Genomic DNA, 19,249 nt, shown 5'->3' with positions numbered 1-19,249 from the left:
ATGAAAACAGCTCATAATTGAGCTGTTTTTTCATACTTTCGTATGAGTTTATTCTCCTTCTATTTTGCGATTTCAATAAACAAAACATCGTTTACTATTGAATAAGAAAACGTTTTTACTAAGGAGGATTATAATGATTAAAGGTCTTTATGAAGCACATTTACCTGTCTGTAATTTAGAAATTTCGATACCTTTTTATGAATCACTAGGGCTGAAATTATATAAAAGAGACAAAGATATCGCCTTCTTTTGGATTGTAGAAAATGAAAGTTGGATTGGTCTTTGGGAAGGAAAAGAATACAAAGTCAATTATCATCCATCCTTACGACATATCGCTTTCCAAGTAAGCTTACACGATTTAGAAAACGCAATACACTGGCTCAAACAGAAAGGAATTCCAGCGCGAAAAGACTTTGGAATGGAGCCAATTGAGCCAATCGTTTTTCCAGAATTAGCACACGCCTCCGTATATTTTAACGATCCTGATGGAAATAGTTTAGAATTCATTGCACAATTACCTGTTGGACTACCTAAAGCAGAGAAAATGTATTTAAGTGAATGGAAAAAGCATGTACAAACATCGCCAATAGATAGGGATTAATTTTTATGTCAGTGCAATCAGTTTCTTATTCCACACTTCTTAGAACAAATAAAAACTTTAAAAAACTATTTTATGGTCAAACATTAAGTGTACTTGGGGATTGGTTTCATACTGTCGCTTTATTAACACTCGTCTATAGCATAACAGAATCTTCATTTATGTTAGCACTCACCTTTATGAGCAAAGGGTTACCTCAACTTCTTCTGAGCCCATTCATAGGCGGCATTGTAGACCGTTTTTCAAAAAAGAAAATTATGATTTTTACTGATAGTTTACGAGGAATTATCGTCCTCACTTATTTATTAGCATTCTACAAAATTGAAATTATTTTCGTTTCTAATATATGCTTATCAGTACTCTCTTGCTTATTCGAGCCTGCTAAGCAATCAACTCTAAAAAATATCGTACATCAAAAGCATTTCGTAACCGCTAACTCTCTTTCTAGTACAATCAATGGTTTTATGTCTATTATGGGAGCTTCTTTAGGTGGGCTCATTGCACAATCTTTAAGTATCGAGATTGCCTTTTTTATTAATAGCCTATCATACTTTATTTCAGCCTATATTATTTATAAAATAAAGATCCCTTCTCGTGACACTTGTAGCAAGAAAAAAGCGTTTTTCACTGATATAAAAGATGGTTATACATACATATTACAAAGCAAAATTATTTTAACATTAATTCTTGTCGGCATTTCATGGGGCATTATTGGAGGTGCCTATCAGTTACTTCTAACAATCTATGCCGAAAGAATCTTCCACACTAACATTGGTATTTTATATGCGGTTCAAGGGGCTGGACTTATGATTGGCAGTCTCCTCGTTAATCTTTATATGTCTAAAAATGAAGACAAAATGAAAAGAGCATTTGGTTGGGCCTATTTACTACAAGGAATTTTCTTTCTCGGATTTATTCTATCCGATCAACTTATTATCGGTATCATTACATTACTCTGTATGCGTATAGCAGGAGGTATCATCGTTCCACTTGATACGACATTACTACAAACGTATACGCAAGAAAACATGATTGGTAAAGTTTTTTCATTTCATTATTCCATCTACGGATCGCTTATTCAGTTATCTATGTTTATTACAGGATGGTTTTTAGAAATCCTTTCTCCTCAAGTGATTGGTAGCTTGTTAGCTATATGCTGTATTTTTGTTAGTTTTATATGGCTTTTCTTGTTTTATCGCGGTGAGCTTGGTGAAGAATCTATTGATAATCAATAGATTCTTCACCAAATTTTATTTGATCTCATTTATTAGCGCTGCGTAACAATACAATTATTTGAAAATGTCAACCATATTCGTTAATGGGCCCTATACGTGAATGCTATTTGAGAAGAAACTAAGTATTTATGTTAAAATAAAAGTAAGATTGTGAAACATTGCACTTATGCTAAAGGCTCAAAATAGCTAAATTCGATTTTCATGGTATTAAAATATTTAGTGTATTTGATTAAATAGGAGGGCTATTTTGGAGATTACATTAAGTTTCATATGTATTATATTGGTGGCTTCTGTTTTGCAAACAAGTACAGGTTTTGGCTTTTCCATAATGGCAACACCTTTTTTACTAATGTTATTCTTACCACAAGAAGCTATACAAATTAATATTATTTTATCATTAGTTATTTCAATATCACTCATTTGGAAAATAAGAATGGACATTGATTTTATTCTACTGAAAAGGTTAACTATTGGAAGTATAGTTGGTGTACCTTTTGGTATTTTACTCTTCATTTCCATTAATATAAACGCTTTTAAATTAGCAATTAGCATCCTGCTCTTACTATTAACATTGATGCTAATATGCAACTTTAAGGTTAAATCAACACCATTTAGAGATTTTATAGTTGGTGGATTATCAGGGCTTTTAACGACCAGTATCGGTATGCCAGGACCACCCCTGTTACTTTACTTTACAGGAACTGATACGAAAAAAGAGAAGTTGAGAGCAACTACTTTAGCTTTTTATCTATTTATATATTTCATTAGTCTACTAACTCAAATACTCTTTACTGGCACAAACAAAACAATTTGGGAATCAAGTTTTTATGCTATTCCAATCGTATTTCTAGGTTTGTATATAGGTCAAATTATTTTCAAATGGCTTAATCAACGGATTTTTAAAATATTTACGTACATCCTTTTAAGTTGTACGGGGGGTTATCTTCTTATTGAAAGTTTGAACTTGTTATAGAGAATGCTTTAGATAGTGCACAATAATAGATAGGTTCAAACGAAATTATTGTTGTATTTTTAAGTACGGTGCAGTATTTCACTCCAAAAATAAAATAACTTTATTTTCAGTTTACAAGTACTAATCCACTAGTAATTCTTTCATAAGTAGATCATTTGAAAACTACAAGATCCTTTTAATACTAATTAAACGATAAAAAGCGGCTATTATGCCGCTTTTTATTTTTATATTAAATATGGTAAAGCTAGAAGGCTACCCATTGCTATTACAAATACACTAAAGAAAATCATCCAACCTTTTTCTAAATCTGTATACTTTCCTACTTTTACTCCGCGTTTTTTTAACTCCATAATAATCATTGCAATTTCATGTGCATACGCAACACTTCCAAATTGTATATAATTGTTATTATATTTAATCTCAAAGACATTTTTCATTTTTTTATGTTGCGAAATGGATTGTATATCCTCTATTGGCATACTATGTTCATTTGTCTTTTTAAAATAGCAATCTAACCCTTTCATTATCACTCTTTTATTCGTTAAAACGATATAATAATAAAAGGTAGCTCCTGCGTATAATATATTCGGTATGACTTTACTATTTACCATACATCCTTCGTCTACTAACAGTTCCTTCTCGATTTCTTCATCAGCTTGTAATTCGTTGCGAATTGATTCTTCTAACATTTGTACAGTTAATTTTTTTAATAGTTCTCCATTTCTTACATAATACTTATCTATATTTATAGAATCATTCGCTTCTTTCTCTAAACGTATAATTTCTTCTTCTGAATATTGGAGCTCATTTAACATCGATAATAATCTTTTATCCATATTACACACTCCCTTTCCACAGTTTTTGAAGTTTTTTCTTTCCACGAGAAATTCGATTGTATATATAGTCAGCCGTTACTTTTAATTCTTTCGCAATATCGTCAATGGAATACCCATCAATATACCTCTTTAAAAAGATATACCGATCCTTTGTATTTAAATCTTGTACGAGTTCCATAATCTCTTCTTCTTGTTCTATTTCATACCTATCATGGATACTTGTATCTATTTCTACGTCTTTATCGATTTTATTCTCTTTATATACTTTCTTTTTATATTCCAATGCCTTTAATTTAGTAATACCAATCATCCAAGATTTTAAGTTTCCCTTTTCTATATCAAATTGTTCGATATTAAACCAAATGATAGTAAATACATCATTATAACAATCATCCACATATTGTTTTTCAATAGGGGTACTTAATGATTTATGAATAATGTACAAAATTAATTTTCCATATTGATCAATTACTTCTTTCAAAGCATCTTGATCGCGTTTTTTCATAGCTATAATTAAATCCTCTTCAGAATCGAAAATCATAAACATCTTCCTTCCTCAGTTCCCCTTTAGCAGCTGCTTTTACTTACTATTGGCATTTCATTCTCATTTTCTATCACTTTTGTAAAAATTTATTAATTTTTATTTTCATTTTATATAATAACAAATAAAAACCGAAGTTGAGAAAGCGAGTCTCGCTTTCTTAGCTTCGGTTTTGCATGTGATGTTATAACTTAAGCTAACATCTCAGGTTTGCCTTTTTACTTATTTCTTATTTAATCCTTTTTCATTTAAAAACTCTTTCATATGCATTCTTTTCTCTTTGGACATAAATGAGCTCATTGATTCCGTCCATGTTACGTTTTTTTGATTTGACGATCTTTCTTTGTAATACGCACTCATCGTTTCATCATATTCGTTTAATAATTCATCATATTTCTTTTCATCGTATCCATTTTCATGAAGAATGGCCGCTACCGGTAAACGCGGCTTAACTCCATGCTCTTCATTTGGTACGCCCACTGTCATTCCGAATACCGGATATACTTTATCCGGTAAATAAAGCAATTCACTCACTTCTTTCGGGTTATTACGAATTCCGCCAATATAACAAATGCCGTATCCTAATGATTCAGCTGCAAGTGCTAAGTTTTGTGCAAATAATGAGGCATCTACTGTTGCTACAATAAAGTCCTCTACTCCCTCATGTTTAATTTCTGTTCCATGTTTCTCACATGCAGTTTCTAGACGTTTTAAATCCGCACAGCATACAAAGAATGCTGCGCAGTCTTTCACATGACGATTCCCGGATAATTCAGCTAGTTTAACCTTTAGTTCCTGATCTGTTACATATATAAGAGAATACGCCTGTACAAAATGTGAGGAAGCTGCATGCTGCGCAGCTTGCACCATTCTTTCTACTATCTCTTTTGAAATTGGTTCTTCTTTATATTTACGAACTGAAACGTGTTGCTCCATTTTATGTATCATCTCATTCATAAAAACCACTCCTTTTTTCTCTTCATAATAAAAAATTAACATATCTTTTTCATTATTCACAACTTATAAGCAAAAAAAGAGCACTCCTTTGTGAGTTGCTCTTTTTTAAATACATATTAATATGGTAAATGAAATTATATCGACTTTACACACATAACGACAATGTTAAGCTGCTTTCAATACTTTAATACCTTTAACAATATTCCAAATGAAGTAGTAAATTCCTACAAGAATAAACACTGCATACGTTATAACCATCCCAATTCCAACGCTCTCAGACTGATTGAAACTTAAACCGTATACTCCTGATAAAGCTAACCCTCCAAATAAAATTGCATATGGGAAAACATGTGACCAAAATGCTTTTTTCGCATGATATTTCACTTCATCTTCCGCAACGAAGTAAACAATAATTGGTAGTAAAAATGGTGCAAAAAAGATACTAAAATAACATAGCGAGGATAAAATATTATTTCCTTTCATACGATTCACCTCTAAAGTTTTTTGTTACCTTCATTATGTCAGGAAACCTTTCCAGAAACTATCGCTTTACCTTTCATGAACATGACATTTTTGTAAGATTTCCCTCGAAATAAATCCCGCCTCAAATTTTGGGCGGGATTACTTTAACTATATTCGATTCATAAACCAATATTGCGTAATCGCTAAATATTCTCGTACATTCGATGGAATGATAATTGGCTTCGGTGTTTTGGCCGGAAGCCCTTCTAATTGCAAACCTTGTTTTGCAGCTATTTTTTTCGCTCTAAACATATGGAAATCGTTTGTTACGATCATACCTTTTTTCATATTGGCTGGAATTAACGGTTTTGAGAATTTAATATTTTCATCTGTGCTCGTCGACTTATCTTCCATTATAATGCGGTCTTCTGCAATATTTTGTTTCATTAATCCTTGTTTCATCGCTAATGCTTCTGTAATATCTTCACCTTTTCCTTGGCCTCCAGATACAATAGCAATTGTTTTATCATGTAATTTTAAATACTCAGCTGCTTTATCAATACGATATTGCAATGAATACGAAGGTTTTGTTCCATTTACTTTCGATCCTAGTACAATTATATAATCCGCATCATCAATTGCATTCATATGCCCATGCTTATAAATGTTATATTGTAAAAACCCCGCATATACGGCGCAAATCATTATAACAACTAAAATATACTTGATTATTTTCTTCTTTCTCATATCCATATACCCCTATTCCCTTTACTTCCTTCATCATAATATCCATTTATTCGTTTGTATACAGACAAATTCCAATTAAGCCTAATTTATCCTCCAAAAGGTAATATTTCTATTAATTTCGGGAATAGTAAGTACAACTTCGCACGAAGGAGTGTCCCTATTGCTTCTCTTTTTATGTAACGTATCATTCTTTTTCATCTTATTTTTACTATCACTTAAGCTACTTGGTAAATCTGCATTAGCACAACTAACTCCTCATGATTTTGGGGCTATTATCTTTTTATCTTATTTAGCTTTTCAAGCCATACCAGTCGCTGGTGCTTTACAAGCATTTCTCGGTATGGTCGTTATTACATGTTTGCATTTGCTTCTTACAAAATTAAGCCTACTCAACAAACTAAATCGTTTTATTCTCGGACACCCCATTATTTTAATTAAACATGGTGATATTATTTTTGAGAACTTACAAAAAAGTAGATATCCGATCCCTGAATTGCTTTCTAACCTTCGCGTCGCAGGATATCCAAGTGTTCATGAAATTGAGTATGCGATATTAGAAGCGAATGGAGCTATTAGTATTTTACCAAAAAGAGAACTTGTGCCTCTGACTCCAAAAGATTTGAATATAAATGTTAAGTATGCAGGCTTACCAATTGCTCTTATCGTTGATTCACAAATTCAATACGATAACTTAAAATTAATCCATAAAAATGAAAAGTGGTTACATGCAGAGTTAATGGAGAAAGGCGTTACAAATATTAAAAATGTGGCTTTCGCTTCTGTGCAGGAGACAGATGGATCCTTTGCAATTAGTTTAAAAGAATGAAAAAAAATCCCCTTACTTGTTCAAGGGGATTTTCTTCACTATATTGCTTTTTTCTCTCTCGCCATGTTTAACGGAACAGGATGTTTCATACGATTCATCGTAAATACGATAATTGCTGTCAATACTTCCGCTACTGGCATAACGAGCCAAATTCCGTTTATACCAAATACTTTTGGCATAATCCATAACAATGGGATAACAAATAGTAAACCTCGGCTCATTATTATAAGTACTGATTTTTTCGTTTGTCGCACTGATTGGAAATACTCTCCATACACAATGTTATAGCCTAAAAATACATATTGAATAAAGAATAAACTAATACCTGTTAACGTTAACTCCAATAGTTCTGGCGATTGAACATTAAATAAACCTATAATATATTTCCCAAAGAATAAACCGACAACAATCGCAATGCCTCCGAGTACAAGCGCAATTTTCACAGCAAACTGTAATCCTTCACGCAATCTTTCTGATAAGTTTGCACCGTAATGGAAACTAGCGATTGGTTGTAATGCTGCACCAACACCGAAGAATAATAATAATGTCATTGCATGAATACTATTCACCATCGCATAGGAAGCGACTCCTATTTCTCCTGCATATTGAACGAATGCAATGTTAAAACCGATTGTTACGATTGCAACTGTACTTTCTGCTGTAAAACTTGGGAAACCGATCACCATAATTTGTTTAACCGTATCCCATTCAAAATGGAATTTCGTCCATTTTAAAATACTACTTTTTCTAAAGAAGTGAGTTAATAATACAAGGAAACCAATTGCCGCCGAAAGAATAGTAGCTGAAGCAGCACCAGTTACACCCCATCCAAAGATGAAAATAAAAATATAGTCGAACACTATATTTAATACAGCCGTTACAACAAGACCTGCCATTGCTAAATTAGGATTTCCGTCATTTCGTATAAATGTACTTAAAATATTTTCTAAAACGTATATCATTCCAAATGTTAATAACACCTGTAAATAGTCTAATGCGTATGGTAAAATCACTTCATTCGCACCAAATAAATATGCTAAATCTTCTATTCTCCATAAGCAAATAGCCGCTAAAACGCCAACGATAACAACTGCTACTGTCATAGATTGAGTAAAGATAGACCTTGCTCTTTCCAGTTTATTTTCACCTAGTGCAATGGAATATAGCGTTGCTCCGCCCATTCCAATCCATAATGAAATAGAGAAGAAAATTGAAAATGCTGGAATAGCTACGTTTACTCCGGCTAAACCGTTCGCTCCAACTCCTCTACTAATCATGACTGCATCAATCACAATATTAACCGACATTAATACCATCCCAAGAACAGCTGGTATTAAATACGTAATAAATAAACTTTTAATTGGTTTTTCTCTTAATTTTTCTGTTGTTTCCATCATATAAATGCTCCTTTTTCAATGCTCTGTTCACAGTTTAAACCTTCAAGTTACTTGAAGGTCAATAGAGAATCGAAAAATATATAAGCCTATTTTTTAACAACAGGTATTTGAATTTCCGTTACTTGCTCCTTCGGATTTTCTGTTACGGACCAATCAATTAATGCAAGTTCCAGTGCATCTCCGCACACTTCATATCCTTCGTTATCAATGTGCTTTAATAATTCCGTATACGTTGCGTCTGTTTCTTCATATGGTCCATGGTGATAAGAACAGGCAAATATCCCTTCTTTTATTTCATCTGAAGTATGCGCTTCAAAAGGCATGTAATCCAATAAAATAAACACACTGTTATATGCTTGAAACTCATTTTGCATTAATGCTTTTTTTGAAACTGTTACACCGATATCACCTGAAAATAAACTATTATCAATTTGCTTCATATTTTTTTGCAACGAATGGATATAATATTCAAACATATCATCCGTTGTATTTGGTGCAACTGCAATTGCTGTAATTTTTCGTTTCGGTATCTTTTTATAAATAATTTGATTTGCTTCAGATTTCGTCGCTTTCTTCATTAAATGGATTTTATGTTCCATTTTTGCCAAAGCATACTCGATTTCTCTTTGTTTTTTCAGCATCATTTCTTGTTGTTTTTCAAGTAAATTCAGTGCATAAGATGGATTTCGTTCATCAATATATTTCTTTATTTCCTTTAACGGGATGTTCAATTGGCGTAAAAATTTAATCGTATCTAATAGTGAAAACTGATCAATTGTGTAATAACGATAATTGGTTTGAGGGTCAACAATTGACGGATGAAAAATCCCTTTTTCATCATAATAACGTAATGTAGATTCCGCTATATTATGCATTTTCGCCATTTCCCCAATTGTAAAACGTTGATTTAATAACATTTTTCTTTCTCCATTCATTATATGTAAACTTTATTACTTCCTATTATATATCTATATCCCTCGTTTCTAAAACGAATCCTCTCAAGAAAATCTGCTATTTTTTCATTGATTTTTAATAAATTTTATTATATATTAATTACAGGTTCAAATTACAAGTTCAAAAGAACTCGTAATCAGACCCTTTGTTTAATGGATCTTTACATATTATCATTAGGCAAATTCCGAGAAATCGTATGATAAAAATAAAAAATGATGAGGAGAGGATCAAATGGAATTCGAATTTTTCTTTCAGATTGCACTTATTTTATTAAGTACAAAGCTCGCTGGTGACCTTAGTGTTAGATTAGGTCAACCTTCTGTACTCGGTAAATTAATTGTTGGTATCGTTATCGGTCCAGCTATATTCGGATGGATTGAAAATTCAGAGCTTCTAACACAATTAAGTAATGTCGGAGTTATTCTTTTAATGTTTATGGCAGGACTTGAAACAGACTTAGAAGAATTAAACGCAAATCGTAATTCTTCTTTAGCTGTTGCACTTGGAGGTATCGTTCTTCCATTCGTAGGTGGTTACGTTGCCGGTCTTGTTGTCGGTATGGAACAAGGGAATGCTGTCTTTTTAGGATTACTTCTATGTGCAACAAGTGTTAGTATTTCCGTTCAAACACTTCGTGATTTAGGTAAAATGAAAACACGTGAAAGTACGACGATGCTTGGAGCCGCTGTATTTGATGACATTCTTGTTGTTATTTTATTAGCATTTGCAATGAGCTTCTTAGGCACAGATGACGTTAACTTAACAATGATTATCTTGAAGAAAGTAGTATTCTTTGCTTCTATCATTTTAATTGGTTGGAAAGGTGTTCCAGCAATCATGCGTTGGTTATCACCGCTTCGCGTATCTGAGTCTATCGTTAGTGCTGCGCTTATCATCTGTTTCTCATTCGCATACTTCGGCGAACTATTAGGAATTGCTGGTATTATCGGTGCTTTCGCAGCTGGTATCGCTATTTCTCAAACGAACTACAAACATGAAGTAGAAAAGAAAGTAGAACCAATTGCTTACGCTATGTTCGTTCCAGTATTCTTTGTTAGTATCGGTATGAATATTACATTTGACGGTATTGGCGATCAAATTTGGTTCATCTTAGCATTAACAGTTATCGCTGTATTCACAAAACTAATCGGTTGTGGATTCGGTGCACGAATCACTGGATTTGATGCAAAGTCTTCTGCAATTATCGGTGCTGGTATGGTTTCTCGTGGTGAAGTTGCACTTATCATCGCAGGAACAGGACTTTCTTCTGGCCTATTAGCACAAGATTACTTTACAGCTATCGTTATTGTCGTTATTTTAACTACAATGATTACACCACCAATGTTAAAATACACTTTTGGTGCAAAAGATAAAGCAATGAAAGCAAGTAAATAAGTTTCATATAATAAAAGGAGATTGCTATCTTATAAGATAGCAATCTCCTTTTTCATTTTATCTTTAAACAATTCCATTCATTTTTAACCAGTTTTCAAACATAGTTCGCGCTTCTTCATCATCGATATCATTACTAAATGAATACACCTTAATGCCATAATCATCTATATATTCACCTAGCTTCATTTCCTCCACTTTTTTGTAAAAATCATCTACCTCATAGTGTGGAATATAGGCATCCCAAATTGGTTCATTTATTCTTTTGTACGCTGTCACTTCTAAATCATATCCATCTTCATAATATCCGATGTGATAATGTTTGTTAGGATCATATTTCTCCATTAATATCCCTTCCTTTAAAAAGCTATACTATTTCACGTAATAAACAAAAGCGAGCTGTATATTACAGCTCGCTCAATTAATTAAATACGCTCCATCGCCGTCTTCAACGTACCAACAACGAAAGCAATTTCTTCACTTGATATAACGAGCGGCGGTGCCAATGTTAAGACATTATTATATCCAGCTGTTGTCATACCGTTACGCCCAATAATGAGCCCTTTTTCTTTACAAGCATTTACAACACTTGCAATTTTGTCATTATCAATTGGTTCTTTCGTCGCTTTATCATTTACTAGTTCGATTCCAACTAATAACCCTTTCCCTCTAATATTTCCAACAAGCGGATGTGCCCCAATTTCTTCTTTTAATTGATTTAATAAAAGTGAACCCATTTGTGCAGAGCGCTCAATTAAATTTTCATTTTCCATAATCTCTAAGTTTTTAAGCGCTAATGCACAAGCCGCTGGATTTCCACCAAATGTATTAATATGGCGGAAGAATTCATATTCTCCTGTTCCTTTAAATGCCTCATAAATTTCTTTTTTTACAGCTGTTGCTGATAATGGTAAATATGCGCTCGTAATACCTTTTGCCATCGTAACGATATCAGGCTTAACGTCATAGTTCATAAACCCAAATGCTTTTCCTGTACGCCCGAAACCACAAATAACTTCATCACTTATAAGTAGTGCTCCGTGTTTTTGACATGTTTCGTGAATTGCTTTCATATAGTCTTGTGGTGGCATTAAAATACCTCCGCCTGTAATAATTGGCTCCATAATAAATGCTGCTATCGTTTCACTTAATTCCCATGTCATAACACGATCTACTTCTTTTACGCATTCTACATCATAAATATTTTGTGATTCCATTTCTGGCATGCGGTAACAATCTGGAGGCGTTACATGTAAAAAACCTGAAGCGAATGGCTCATATTGGTATCTACGCTGTGCTTGTCCAGTCGCTGCCATCGTCGCCATTGTGTTTCCGTGATAACCACGATAACGTGACATAAATTTGTAACGATGCGGTTCACCTTTTTGAGCATAATATTGTCTTGCTATTTTAAAAGCGGTTTCATTCGCTTCTGATCCACTATTAGAGAAGAAAATAACATACTCTCCACCAAGCCACTCGTTTAACTTTTCAGCGAGCTTAATTGCTGGTTCATGTGATTGTGACATCGGAAAATATGATAATGTTTGCAATTGCTTATAAGCTGCCTCTGCAAGCTCTTTTCTTCCATATCCGCTATTTACACACCAAAGACCACTCATACCATCTAAGTATCTTTTTCCTTGTATATCTTCAACCCAGCACCCTTCTGCTTTTGCCCCTACCATTGTACTACTTGGACTAAAGGGACGCATTCCGTGCCACACATATTGCTCATCTTTTGCTAATAATTCATCGGTTTGTTTTGTCTTCATCATTTCTTCCACCTTCCATAACAACTTATTTTTCACAAAGCTGCGCTGGTGCCATGATGAGTTAAATTTCTCCCTGCCTATTTTCATTCCACAAACACAAGACAAATCCTACCAAAATTAAAGTAATATTTATAAGAAAATGTCAAAAGAAAGAGGAGCTTTTCTTATATTTCGAAAAGCTCCTCTTTTTTAATGCGAAGATGCATCACTAATACCATGACCAGTATTAGATTTCACAAGAATTTCATCAAATTTCGCTGCATCTTCTTTCTTACTAGAGAAAACAGTTCCTAAATATGCTGCAAGAAACCCGAGCGGGATCGAAATAATTCCAGGTGTCGTATATGGGAATATCGCTTCTCCAACAAAAATAGCTTTTCCAGCTACTGGGTTCCAAACATTTGGACTTAACGCTACAAGAACAATCGCTGATACAAGACCAACAATCATACCAGAAATTGCTCCTGTTGTATTAAAACGCTTCCAATAGATTGTAAATAATATAACCGGTAAATTTGCACTCGCTGCAACCGCAAATGCTAGTGATACTAAAAATGCTACGTTTAATGTTTGAGCAAATAAAGCAAGTATAATAGATACTATCGCTACTCCAATAGACGCATAACGAGCCATTGACACTTGCTCTTTTTCCGTTGATTTTCCTTTACGGATAATCTCATTATAAAAATCATGCGCGAATGCTGATGCTGCTGTTAACACAAGTCCTGCTACTACAGCTAAAATAGTTGCAAAAGCAATTGCTGATACGAAAGCAAATAAGAAATCTCCGCCTAATGCTTTTGCTAATAAAGGTGCTGCCATATTACCAGCAGGGTTTGCTTTAATAATCGCCTCATTTCCTACAAACGCTGCTGCTCCAAACCCTAAGAAAATTGTCATAATATAAAACGCGCCAATTAACCACGTCGCATATACAACAGATTGACGTGCAGTTTTTGCATCACGTACTGTAAAAAAGCGGACAAGAATATGTGGTAATCCCGCTGTACCAAGGACTAGTCCTAAATTTAAAGAAAGTGTATCAAGACCATCCTTATACTTTACTCCTGGATTTAAAAACGAATCTTTTAATGGAGTAGCTGTTTTCATGTGAGCGAACATTTCAGTCACACTGAAATTAAATTTGGAGAAAACGATAACAGAAATAATAAATGTCCCTGCCATAAGTAGTACAGCCTTTACAATTTGAACCCAGCTCGTAGCTGTCATTCCTCCAAAAATAACATACACAGTCATAAGTGTACCTACGATTAATACAGATGTTGTATATTCAATACCTAATAATAGTTTAATAAGTGCACCCGCACCAACTAATTGTGCAATCATATAAAAAATTGAAATCGTCATCGTATTAAGCGCTGCTATACCACGAACTTTTTTCGCATCAAAACGTGCCGCAATCATATCCGCTAACGTGTACTTCCCTAAATTTCTAAGCGGTTCTGCGACAAGATATAGAACAACTAAATAAGCAACTAAAAAGCCGATACTATAAAAGAACCCATCAAACCCAGTTAACGCTATCGCTCCGGCTATACCAAGAAATGACGCAGCAGACATGTAATCCCCAGCAATAGCCAGACCATTTTGCCAGCCAGTTAATCCCCCTCCAGCCGTATAAAATTCACTCGCATTTTTCGTTTTTTTTGATGCAAAATAGGTTATGACGAGCGTACCAAGAACAATAATTAAAAATAGTGCAAACGCAGTAGTATTCAAATTCAGCCCCTCCCTTTTTGCATATCTTGCAGAATTTTTTGCGAAATTTCATCAAAGGATTCGGCTTTCTTGCTGTAAATCATACATAATGACCATGTCATAATAAATTGCGCAAAAGCAAATACCCATGCCCATGTCACATCACCAAACGCCGGTGTATTAAGCACCTTTGAATACGATGTTAAAATAGGTAGTGCTATAAAAAAACTTAAAAAGAAAATACTCATCGGAACGATAAACTTCTTTTTCGTATTTAATAACAATTGAAACTCTTCAGACTGAACAACTTCTGTATAGTTCACCTCATTTTGTAACTTACGTGCTGACGTATCATCTCGTTTCATTCTCTGGTCCCCTCTCTTAACTTAAAATACAATTCCTCCTTGCATACCTAAAGACTAAATTTTATAAATATTCAGAAACTTATTTCCATTTTAGACAATCCATACATTCCTGCAAAGATTTTTCGATAGACATTTTTCGTCATTTTCTCCTAAATTTTCAATATACTTTTTTAACATAAAATTTGATTGATTCGATTAAACTTTTATTCCCATTAAAATAGAAGAAAGAAGTAGTGCTTATCGCACTACTTCTTTCTTTGTCTCCTTTTCTAAATTACGAGCTGTTTCACTTAATTCAACGTCTTTTCCATCTTTAAGTGTTCTAAATATAAAATCGAATACTGGATTTGAAACTCCGAACCAAAACTTTTCATTTTTATAATGGTGTAATATGTGCTGTTTTTTTAGCCATCTTCCAAACTTAGTGAAGGGACGAATCGGTTTATGTGCAATATAATGTTTCCATTCATAAACGAGGAGCATGATAATCATTCCGATTCCGAATGAAAGTGTAACAGTAACACTTTTTGTAATACCATACGTTATAAGTAAATATATAGTAAAGCTAGGTATACTAAACCATACAGGCAAAAATAAAAGTTTTAAATCATCTGGATATACGTGATGATCATAATGTAATCTTCTTAACATTTTTAATAAAAATGCGTTTTTAGGCGGCTTTAAATGGAATAAAAAACGGTGTGTCATATATTCGTTAAACGTATAAAAAACAATCCCAAACATACACGCTAACATACCAATCCATGTAAAAAATTGCATTTTTAAAATAATAATAAAAATTAATAGAACACTATACATAATAACAATATCATGTTGTAAAAAAAACTCTTTCACCACTCTCTTCATCTTACTTCCCCCTTTTCCACCAAAACAGCCGCAACATATCGTTACGACCATTTTTTTCTATTTCATTCTTATTCTATTCACTTTACAAATTTGCCTGCTGTTCTATTGTCGAGAAAAAAGTGTTCGGACCAAATATATTTTGCTTCGGAATAATGTGTTCTACTGCAAACACTGTTACTTCTCCTCTTTGTACTTCTCCAATAATGAGACCAAATACTTCATGATTTACCGCAAACGTTGGTTGTTTCGTTTGCAGTAACCTTGCTGCATTTTTAAATACCGCTTCATATAGTGGATTCCTATCAGTAATTTCTTTTCGGATTTTTGGTGCTAAAGTGATGATAATTTCTTTTCCGTCAATAGTGGTTCGATACATAAAAATCTCCCCTTCAATCTTATATGAATAACTGTAAAGCTTTGTATGCAAAATGGATAGAATATCCTACTAAAATAATACCTGCTCCGGCTGTAATATAGCCAAGTGCTTTTTTCTTTAATAAAGTTCTTCCAAAATGTACAGAAAAAGCAATATTCAAATTCCACAAAATAATACCAACAATAATACAAAGACTGTACAAAAAAGCTTCTTGTTTCGTTACCTTTGTAAGCAACGAGCTAAGTGTACTTCCATATATACCAAACCAAAAAACGAGATTTAATGGATTGGATATCGCAATTAGAAATCCTGCCATAAAAGATTGTTTAAGTCCACCTATCTCTTCTTGTTTATATTCCATATTAGAGTGAGAAATTCCTTGTTTTACACTTTGAAACCCTAAATAAAACAACAAGAAAAAACCAGCGCAATACATAAAAGCTTGTACATATGTATACATAAACACAGAAGATAAACCAAAATAAATAAGCAGCATAAACAAAATATCAGCAGTCATTCCTCCGATTCCAACAATCCACGCATGCCAAAATCCACGTTCAATTCCTCGTTTTAACATTTCAATATTAATCGGACCTACAGGTGCAGCTAATGAAATACCTAATACTATTTGTTGTATAATTGCTCCAAACATCACTCTATCCTTTCTACTTCTTTTACTATTAAGTAATGATGCAAATAAAGAAAATAGACTAGCTTTCATAAAAATTATTCAATAATACAATACCCTTTTTTATCCAAAATATGCAAAAGAGCCATCCAGTTGATGGCTCTTATTTCTCTACCCTATGATGAAAAGGACATTTACCTTTAATCGGCTCAATATCATCCCCTATGAAATATTGTTTCCATTCACGATGATTAGGATCGCCGTAGTGACTAATGTTAGGGTGCTTCGGCAACTGATCCCACTTTTCAACTCGTTCACGGACCATTTGTCTTGAATACGACCCTTTAGGACGATCTCCTTCTAATCCATCGAAAATAGTTCGTGGCTGGAATCCAATAACGAGAGAATTTCCTAAATGCCTAGTCTTTCGCTGTTTATAAGCTGGCGCATTCCCAAATGCAAATATTGGTTCACCACCAAATGAAAATTCCCATAAATGATGGTCTGGATTTTTCGGGATTTGCTTTGGCCATAATTGATTATCTTGTTCATGCAAATATTGTAGTACTTTCCAAAAATAATCTCGATAATATTCGATTGATTTTTCTTCACATTCCGGTTCCACAAAAAGAAAAAATCCTCTTCTTACAATCGGCCGCTCTTTCATTAGCTCCAAAAAAGTTAACATTGTATTGGGCAAATGACTCCAATCATTATGAGAGAGAAATGAATAACGAAGTTCATTCTTCTTCAAAGCTGTTAAACCGAAATAACACGGGAAGGTTGGTTCTAACACGACACTCGAAAAATCATGAAATTCTTTTGCAACCCAATTCGGTATGTCGACTCTATTTTTCATCCCTTCATTATCTAATAAATAAGACTCATCCATTCTTTCACCTCATTATGTACAGCATTCACTTAAGAATATTACATACTCGGCTTGTCCTATACCTTTTTAAAAATTCAAGAAAAAATTAATTCAAAATACAAAATTTTTAAAACGCTTACTTGACTAAATTCTACCAATTCATGTATATTTAAATTAATCATTTAGCAGAATATTCGAGAATATAGCATTTTTTATTTTTATTATTTTTTTAATGAATTTCACTAAATGAAAAAAGGAATCGTTTTTAGGAGGAATTGTGACATGCAAGGAAAAGTAAAATGGTTTAACAATGAAAAAGGTTTTGGATTTATCGAAATGGAAGGCTCTGAAGATGTATTCGTACATTTCTCTGCTATTCAAAGCGACGGCTACAAAGCTTTAGAGGAAGGTCAAGAAGTATCTTTCGACATTACTGAAGGAAACCGTGGACCTCAAGCTGCTAACGTAGCAAAACTTTAATCCCACATATGACAGGAGGTTACCTTACTTGGTAACCTCCTTTGTTATTCCTTTGTATATTTCCGTTTTCCAGAGCAAAAACTATGTGAAATGCGCAAAATACAAAGGAGGCAATAACAATGGGGTCACATGTAAATGATTTTGAAGAAGTAAAATTCCGTGTAGAAACTGCACAAAAAATGGTAGGTTCTGCAACAATTTCAATGGATCCAGACACATTAGAGCATGCCACTACTGCAGTAGAATCGGCTCGTTCTCAGCTTGAAATCATGAAATCCGTTGCAACGGATTTAGATGAGCCATTTCTAATGAATGAAGAAAAAAAATTAAGTAAATGCGAGCATCAATTACATGAAGCGAAGCACTAAAAAACATCCAGAGAAAATTCTCTGGATGTTTTTTTATGACAATTGCTCCCCATACTTTTTCAACTTCTCTCCAACCGTACATTGCCGTATACAAAAAGAATGGGCATAGTATTTACTATGATTTTTCCGATTATGTTCCTGCAGGAAACACCCTCCGCAATACGTTTCTAATAAGTCATTTACCTCTGTAATGAGTTGCTTCTTCTTCACGTGTGCACCTCTCTATTCGGTTATTTCTTTATGACTATCAATTGTCGTCCCTTCTAATGCTTGCGCTGCTAATTGATGTGCCTCTTTATTTTGCTTTCTAGATATCGGTTCACAAATAAGCTTTAATTTCATTTGCTTCGCTTTTTGTTCAATTTGATCTAAGTAATGATTTAAATGTTCATCATAGCAAGGCCATTCACCAGCTAATTGCTGCAGTACAACTTGAGAATCTCCACGAAGTGTAACTGCTTCATATTTAATTCCTAATTCCTCGAGTGTATTCATCCCGTATAATAATGCTGCATACTCCGCTTCGTTATTATCATATATGCCTTCTATGTATGCATTGCGACGAATTCGGTAATTTGTATTTCCTTTTTTATAGTATACACATATACCAACCCCAGCTTCTTTCGTCTGTACATCATAACCACCATCAAAATAAACTTGAATTTCTTGCGGGTCTTCCTCCACTTGCTTACTCAGTTTTTTCATTTCTTTTAATGACCATTCCGCGTCCATTTCATCGAAAAATAAAAGTTCTTTCACCCTACCTGTTTTCTCAAAATCCTCCGCAAATTGAAGTACTTCTTCTATGTTCATATAATCTGTTGTTAATTCAGTTTGTAAACCACGCTTCGTTTTATACAACCAATGTATTTTATATTTCAT

General features: G+C 33.6%; 24 protein-coding genes. 7 read left to right on the top strand and 17 right to left on the bottom strand.

Annotation, left to right across the window (positions count from 1 at the left end):
• The first annotated feature begins 133 nt into the window (after nt 1-133).
• The 3 genes from NSQ69_RS08360 (at nt 134) to NSQ69_RS08350 (ending at nt 2,806) form a co-directional block, all read left to right on the top strand.
• The gene (locus NSQ69_RS08360; RefSeq protein ID WP_002135366.1) at nt 134-601 is read left to right on the top strand and encodes a VOC family protein; all 468 of its coding nucleotides are present in this window, start codon (nt 134-136) and stop codon (nt 599-601) included.
• Nucleotides 602-606: 5 nt separating this feature from the next.
• Nucleotides 607-1,833 carry an MFS transporter gene (locus tag NSQ69_RS08355; protein ID WP_050000155.1) on the top strand — a complete coding sequence of 409 codons (1,227 nt, stop codon included), beginning with the start codon at nt 607-609 and terminating at the stop codon, nt 1,831-1,833.
• Nucleotides 1,834-2,080: 247 nt separating this feature from the next.
• Nucleotides 2,081-2,806: a sulfite exporter TauE/SafE family protein gene (locus NSQ69_RS08350; RefSeq protein WP_002126547.1), complete on the top strand. Its 726-nt coding sequence runs from the start codon at nt 2,081-2,083 to the stop codon at nt 2,804-2,806.
• 224 nt (nt 2,807-3,030) lie between these two features.
• Here NSQ69_RS08350 and NSQ69_RS08345 read toward each other — a convergent pair whose 3' ends face one another.
• From NSQ69_RS08345 to NSQ69_RS08325, 5 genes are all read right to left on the bottom strand, one after another.
• Nucleotides 3,031-3,642 (bottom strand): PH domain-containing protein, encoded by a 612-nt coding sequence (locus NSQ69_RS08345; RefSeq protein WP_078178010.1) that lies wholly within the window; start codon nt 3,640-3,642, stop codon nt 3,031-3,033.
• 1 nt (nt 3,643) lies between these two features.
• Nucleotides 3,644-4,189, bottom strand: coding sequence for a sigma-70 family RNA polymerase sigma factor (locus tag NSQ69_RS08340; protein WP_063226112.1), 546 nt, complete (start codon nt 4,187-4,189; stop codon nt 3,644-3,646).
• Nucleotides 4,190-4,405: 216 nt separating this feature from the next.
• Nucleotides 4,406-5,140 carry an oxygen-insensitive NADPH nitroreductase gene (gene nfsA, locus NSQ69_RS08335; RefSeq protein ID WP_002126543.1) on the bottom strand — a complete coding sequence of 245 codons (735 nt, stop codon included), beginning with the start codon at nt 5,138-5,140 and terminating at the stop codon, nt 4,406-4,408.
• 165 nt (nt 5,141-5,305) lie between these two features.
• Nucleotides 5,306-5,623: a DUF4870 domain-containing protein gene (locus NSQ69_RS08330; RefSeq protein ID WP_002011879.1), complete on the bottom strand. Its 318-nt coding sequence runs from the start codon at nt 5,621-5,623 to the stop codon at nt 5,306-5,308.
• Between the two features lie 147 nt (nt 5,624-5,770).
• Nucleotides 5,771-6,307, bottom strand: a complete 537-nt coding sequence (locus NSQ69_RS08325; RefSeq protein WP_306475273.1) for a YdcF family protein — start codon at nt 6,305-6,307, stop codon at nt 5,771-5,773.
• A gap of 202 nt (nt 6,308-6,509) precedes the next feature.
• Here NSQ69_RS08325 and NSQ69_RS08320 point away from each other — a divergent pair, with 202 nt between their 5' ends.
• A complete protein-coding gene (locus tag NSQ69_RS08320; RefSeq protein ID WP_002126540.1) occupies nt 6,510-7,175 on the top strand; it encodes a DUF421 domain-containing protein in 666 nt (221 codons plus the stop codon).
• Between the two features lie 38 nt (nt 7,176-7,213).
• Here NSQ69_RS08320 and NSQ69_RS08315 read toward each other — a convergent pair whose 3' ends face one another.
• Both NSQ69_RS08315 and NSQ69_RS08310 read right to left on the bottom strand, forming a co-directional pair.
• Entirely contained in the window at nt 7,214-8,569 is a 1,356-nt protein-coding gene (locus NSQ69_RS08315) for an MATE family efflux transporter (protein WP_003188403.1), read from the bottom strand.
• 89 nt (nt 8,570-8,658) lie between these two features.
• The gene (locus tag NSQ69_RS08310) at nt 8,659-9,489 is read right to left on the bottom strand and encodes a MerR family transcriptional regulator (RefSeq protein WP_002086530.1); all 831 of its coding nucleotides are present in this window, start codon (nt 9,487-9,489) and stop codon (nt 8,659-8,661) included.
• Between the two features lie 268 nt (nt 9,490-9,757).
• Between NSQ69_RS08310 and NSQ69_RS08305 the strand changes: the two genes are divergently transcribed.
• Complete coding sequence (locus NSQ69_RS08305; protein ID WP_002011888.1) at nt 9,758-10,921, top strand: cation:proton antiporter; 1,164 nt, start codon at nt 9,758-9,760, stop codon at nt 10,919-10,921.
• A gap of 63 nt (nt 10,922-10,984) precedes the next feature.
• Here the strand turns inward: NSQ69_RS08305 and NSQ69_RS08300 are convergent, their stop codons facing one another.
• The 8 genes from NSQ69_RS08300 to NSQ69_RS08265 all read right to left on the bottom strand — a co-directional run bounded on the left by NSQ69_RS08300 (nt 10,985) and on the right by NSQ69_RS08265 (nt 17,540).
• Nucleotides 10,985-11,263 carry a DUF3986 family protein gene (locus NSQ69_RS08300; protein ID WP_002186254.1) on the bottom strand — a complete coding sequence of 93 codons (279 nt, stop codon included), beginning with the start codon at nt 11,261-11,263 and terminating at the stop codon, nt 10,985-10,987.
• 80 nt (nt 11,264-11,343) lie between these two features.
• Nucleotides 11,344-12,693, bottom strand: a complete 1,350-nt coding sequence (locus tag NSQ69_RS08295; RefSeq protein WP_002126530.1) for an aspartate aminotransferase family protein — start codon at nt 12,691-12,693, stop codon at nt 11,344-11,346.
• Nucleotides 12,694-12,882: 189 nt separating this feature from the next.
• On the bottom strand, nt 12,883-14,433 hold the full coding sequence (locus NSQ69_RS08290) for a solute symporter family protein (protein WP_002011892.1): 1,551 nt from the start codon (nt 14,431-14,433) through the stop codon (nt 12,883-12,885).
• A gap of 2 nt (nt 14,434-14,435) precedes the next feature.
• The gene (locus NSQ69_RS08285; protein ID WP_000817375.1) at nt 14,436-14,777 is read right to left on the bottom strand and encodes a DUF485 domain-containing protein; all 342 of its coding nucleotides are present in this window, start codon (nt 14,775-14,777) and stop codon (nt 14,436-14,438) included.
• 237 nt (nt 14,778-15,014) lie between these two features.
• Entirely contained in the window at nt 15,015-15,644 is a 630-nt protein-coding gene (locus tag NSQ69_RS08280; protein WP_002126527.1) for a sterol desaturase family protein, read from the bottom strand.
• An 82-nt stretch (nt 15,645-15,726) separates the two neighbouring features.
• Nucleotides 15,727-16,020 carry a hypothetical protein gene (locus tag NSQ69_RS08275; protein WP_002011898.1) on the bottom strand — a complete coding sequence of 98 codons (294 nt, stop codon included), beginning with the start codon at nt 16,018-16,020 and terminating at the stop codon, nt 15,727-15,729.
• 19 nt (nt 16,021-16,039) lie between these two features.
• Nucleotides 16,040-16,672 carry a LysE family transporter gene (locus tag NSQ69_RS08270; RefSeq protein WP_002030886.1) on the bottom strand — a complete coding sequence of 211 codons (633 nt, stop codon included), beginning with the start codon at nt 16,670-16,672 and terminating at the stop codon, nt 16,040-16,042.
• A gap of 139 nt (nt 16,673-16,811) precedes the next feature.
• The gene (locus NSQ69_RS08265) at nt 16,812-17,540 is read right to left on the bottom strand and encodes a YqcI/YcgG family protein (protein WP_002030884.1); all 729 of its coding nucleotides are present in this window, start codon (nt 17,538-17,540) and stop codon (nt 16,812-16,814) included.
• Between the two features lie 261 nt (nt 17,541-17,801).
• Between NSQ69_RS08265 and cspB the strand changes: the two genes are divergently transcribed.
• Both cspB and NSQ69_RS08255 read left to right on the top strand, forming a co-directional pair.
• Nucleotides 17,802-17,999 (top strand): cold shock-like protein CspB, encoded by a 198-nt coding sequence (gene cspB, locus NSQ69_RS08260; RefSeq protein WP_002011904.1) that lies wholly within the window; start codon nt 17,802-17,804, stop codon nt 17,997-17,999.
• A gap of 119 nt (nt 18,000-18,118) precedes the next feature.
• A complete protein-coding gene (locus NSQ69_RS08255; protein ID WP_002011905.1) occupies nt 18,119-18,367 on the top strand; it encodes a DUF2564 family protein in 249 nt (82 codons plus the stop codon).
• A 33-nt stretch (nt 18,368-18,400) separates the two neighbouring features.
• On the opposite strand, the gene NSQ69_RS08250 is transcribed toward NSQ69_RS08255, so the two are convergent.
• Complete coding sequence (locus NSQ69_RS08250) at nt 18,401-18,577, bottom strand: zinc-finger domain-containing protein (protein WP_002011906.1); 177 nt, start codon at nt 18,575-18,577, stop codon at nt 18,401-18,403.
• Nucleotides 18,578-18,589: 12 nt separating this feature from the next.
• Nucleotides 18,590-19,249 carry a ribonuclease H family protein gene (locus tag NSQ69_RS08245; RefSeq protein WP_002126525.1) on the bottom strand — a complete coding sequence of 220 codons (660 nt, stop codon included), beginning with the start codon at nt 19,247-19,249 and terminating at the stop codon, nt 18,590-18,592.

This window comes from Bacillus sp. FSL R10-2201, from assembly GCF_038008665.1.
GTDB classification, from domain to species: Bacteria; Bacillota; Bacilli; order Bacillales; family Bacillaceae_G; genus Bacillus_A; species Bacillus_A mycoides.
The sequence above is the reverse complement of the archived record's forward strand: the minus strand, read 5'-3'. Positions and strand labels throughout refer to the sequence as shown.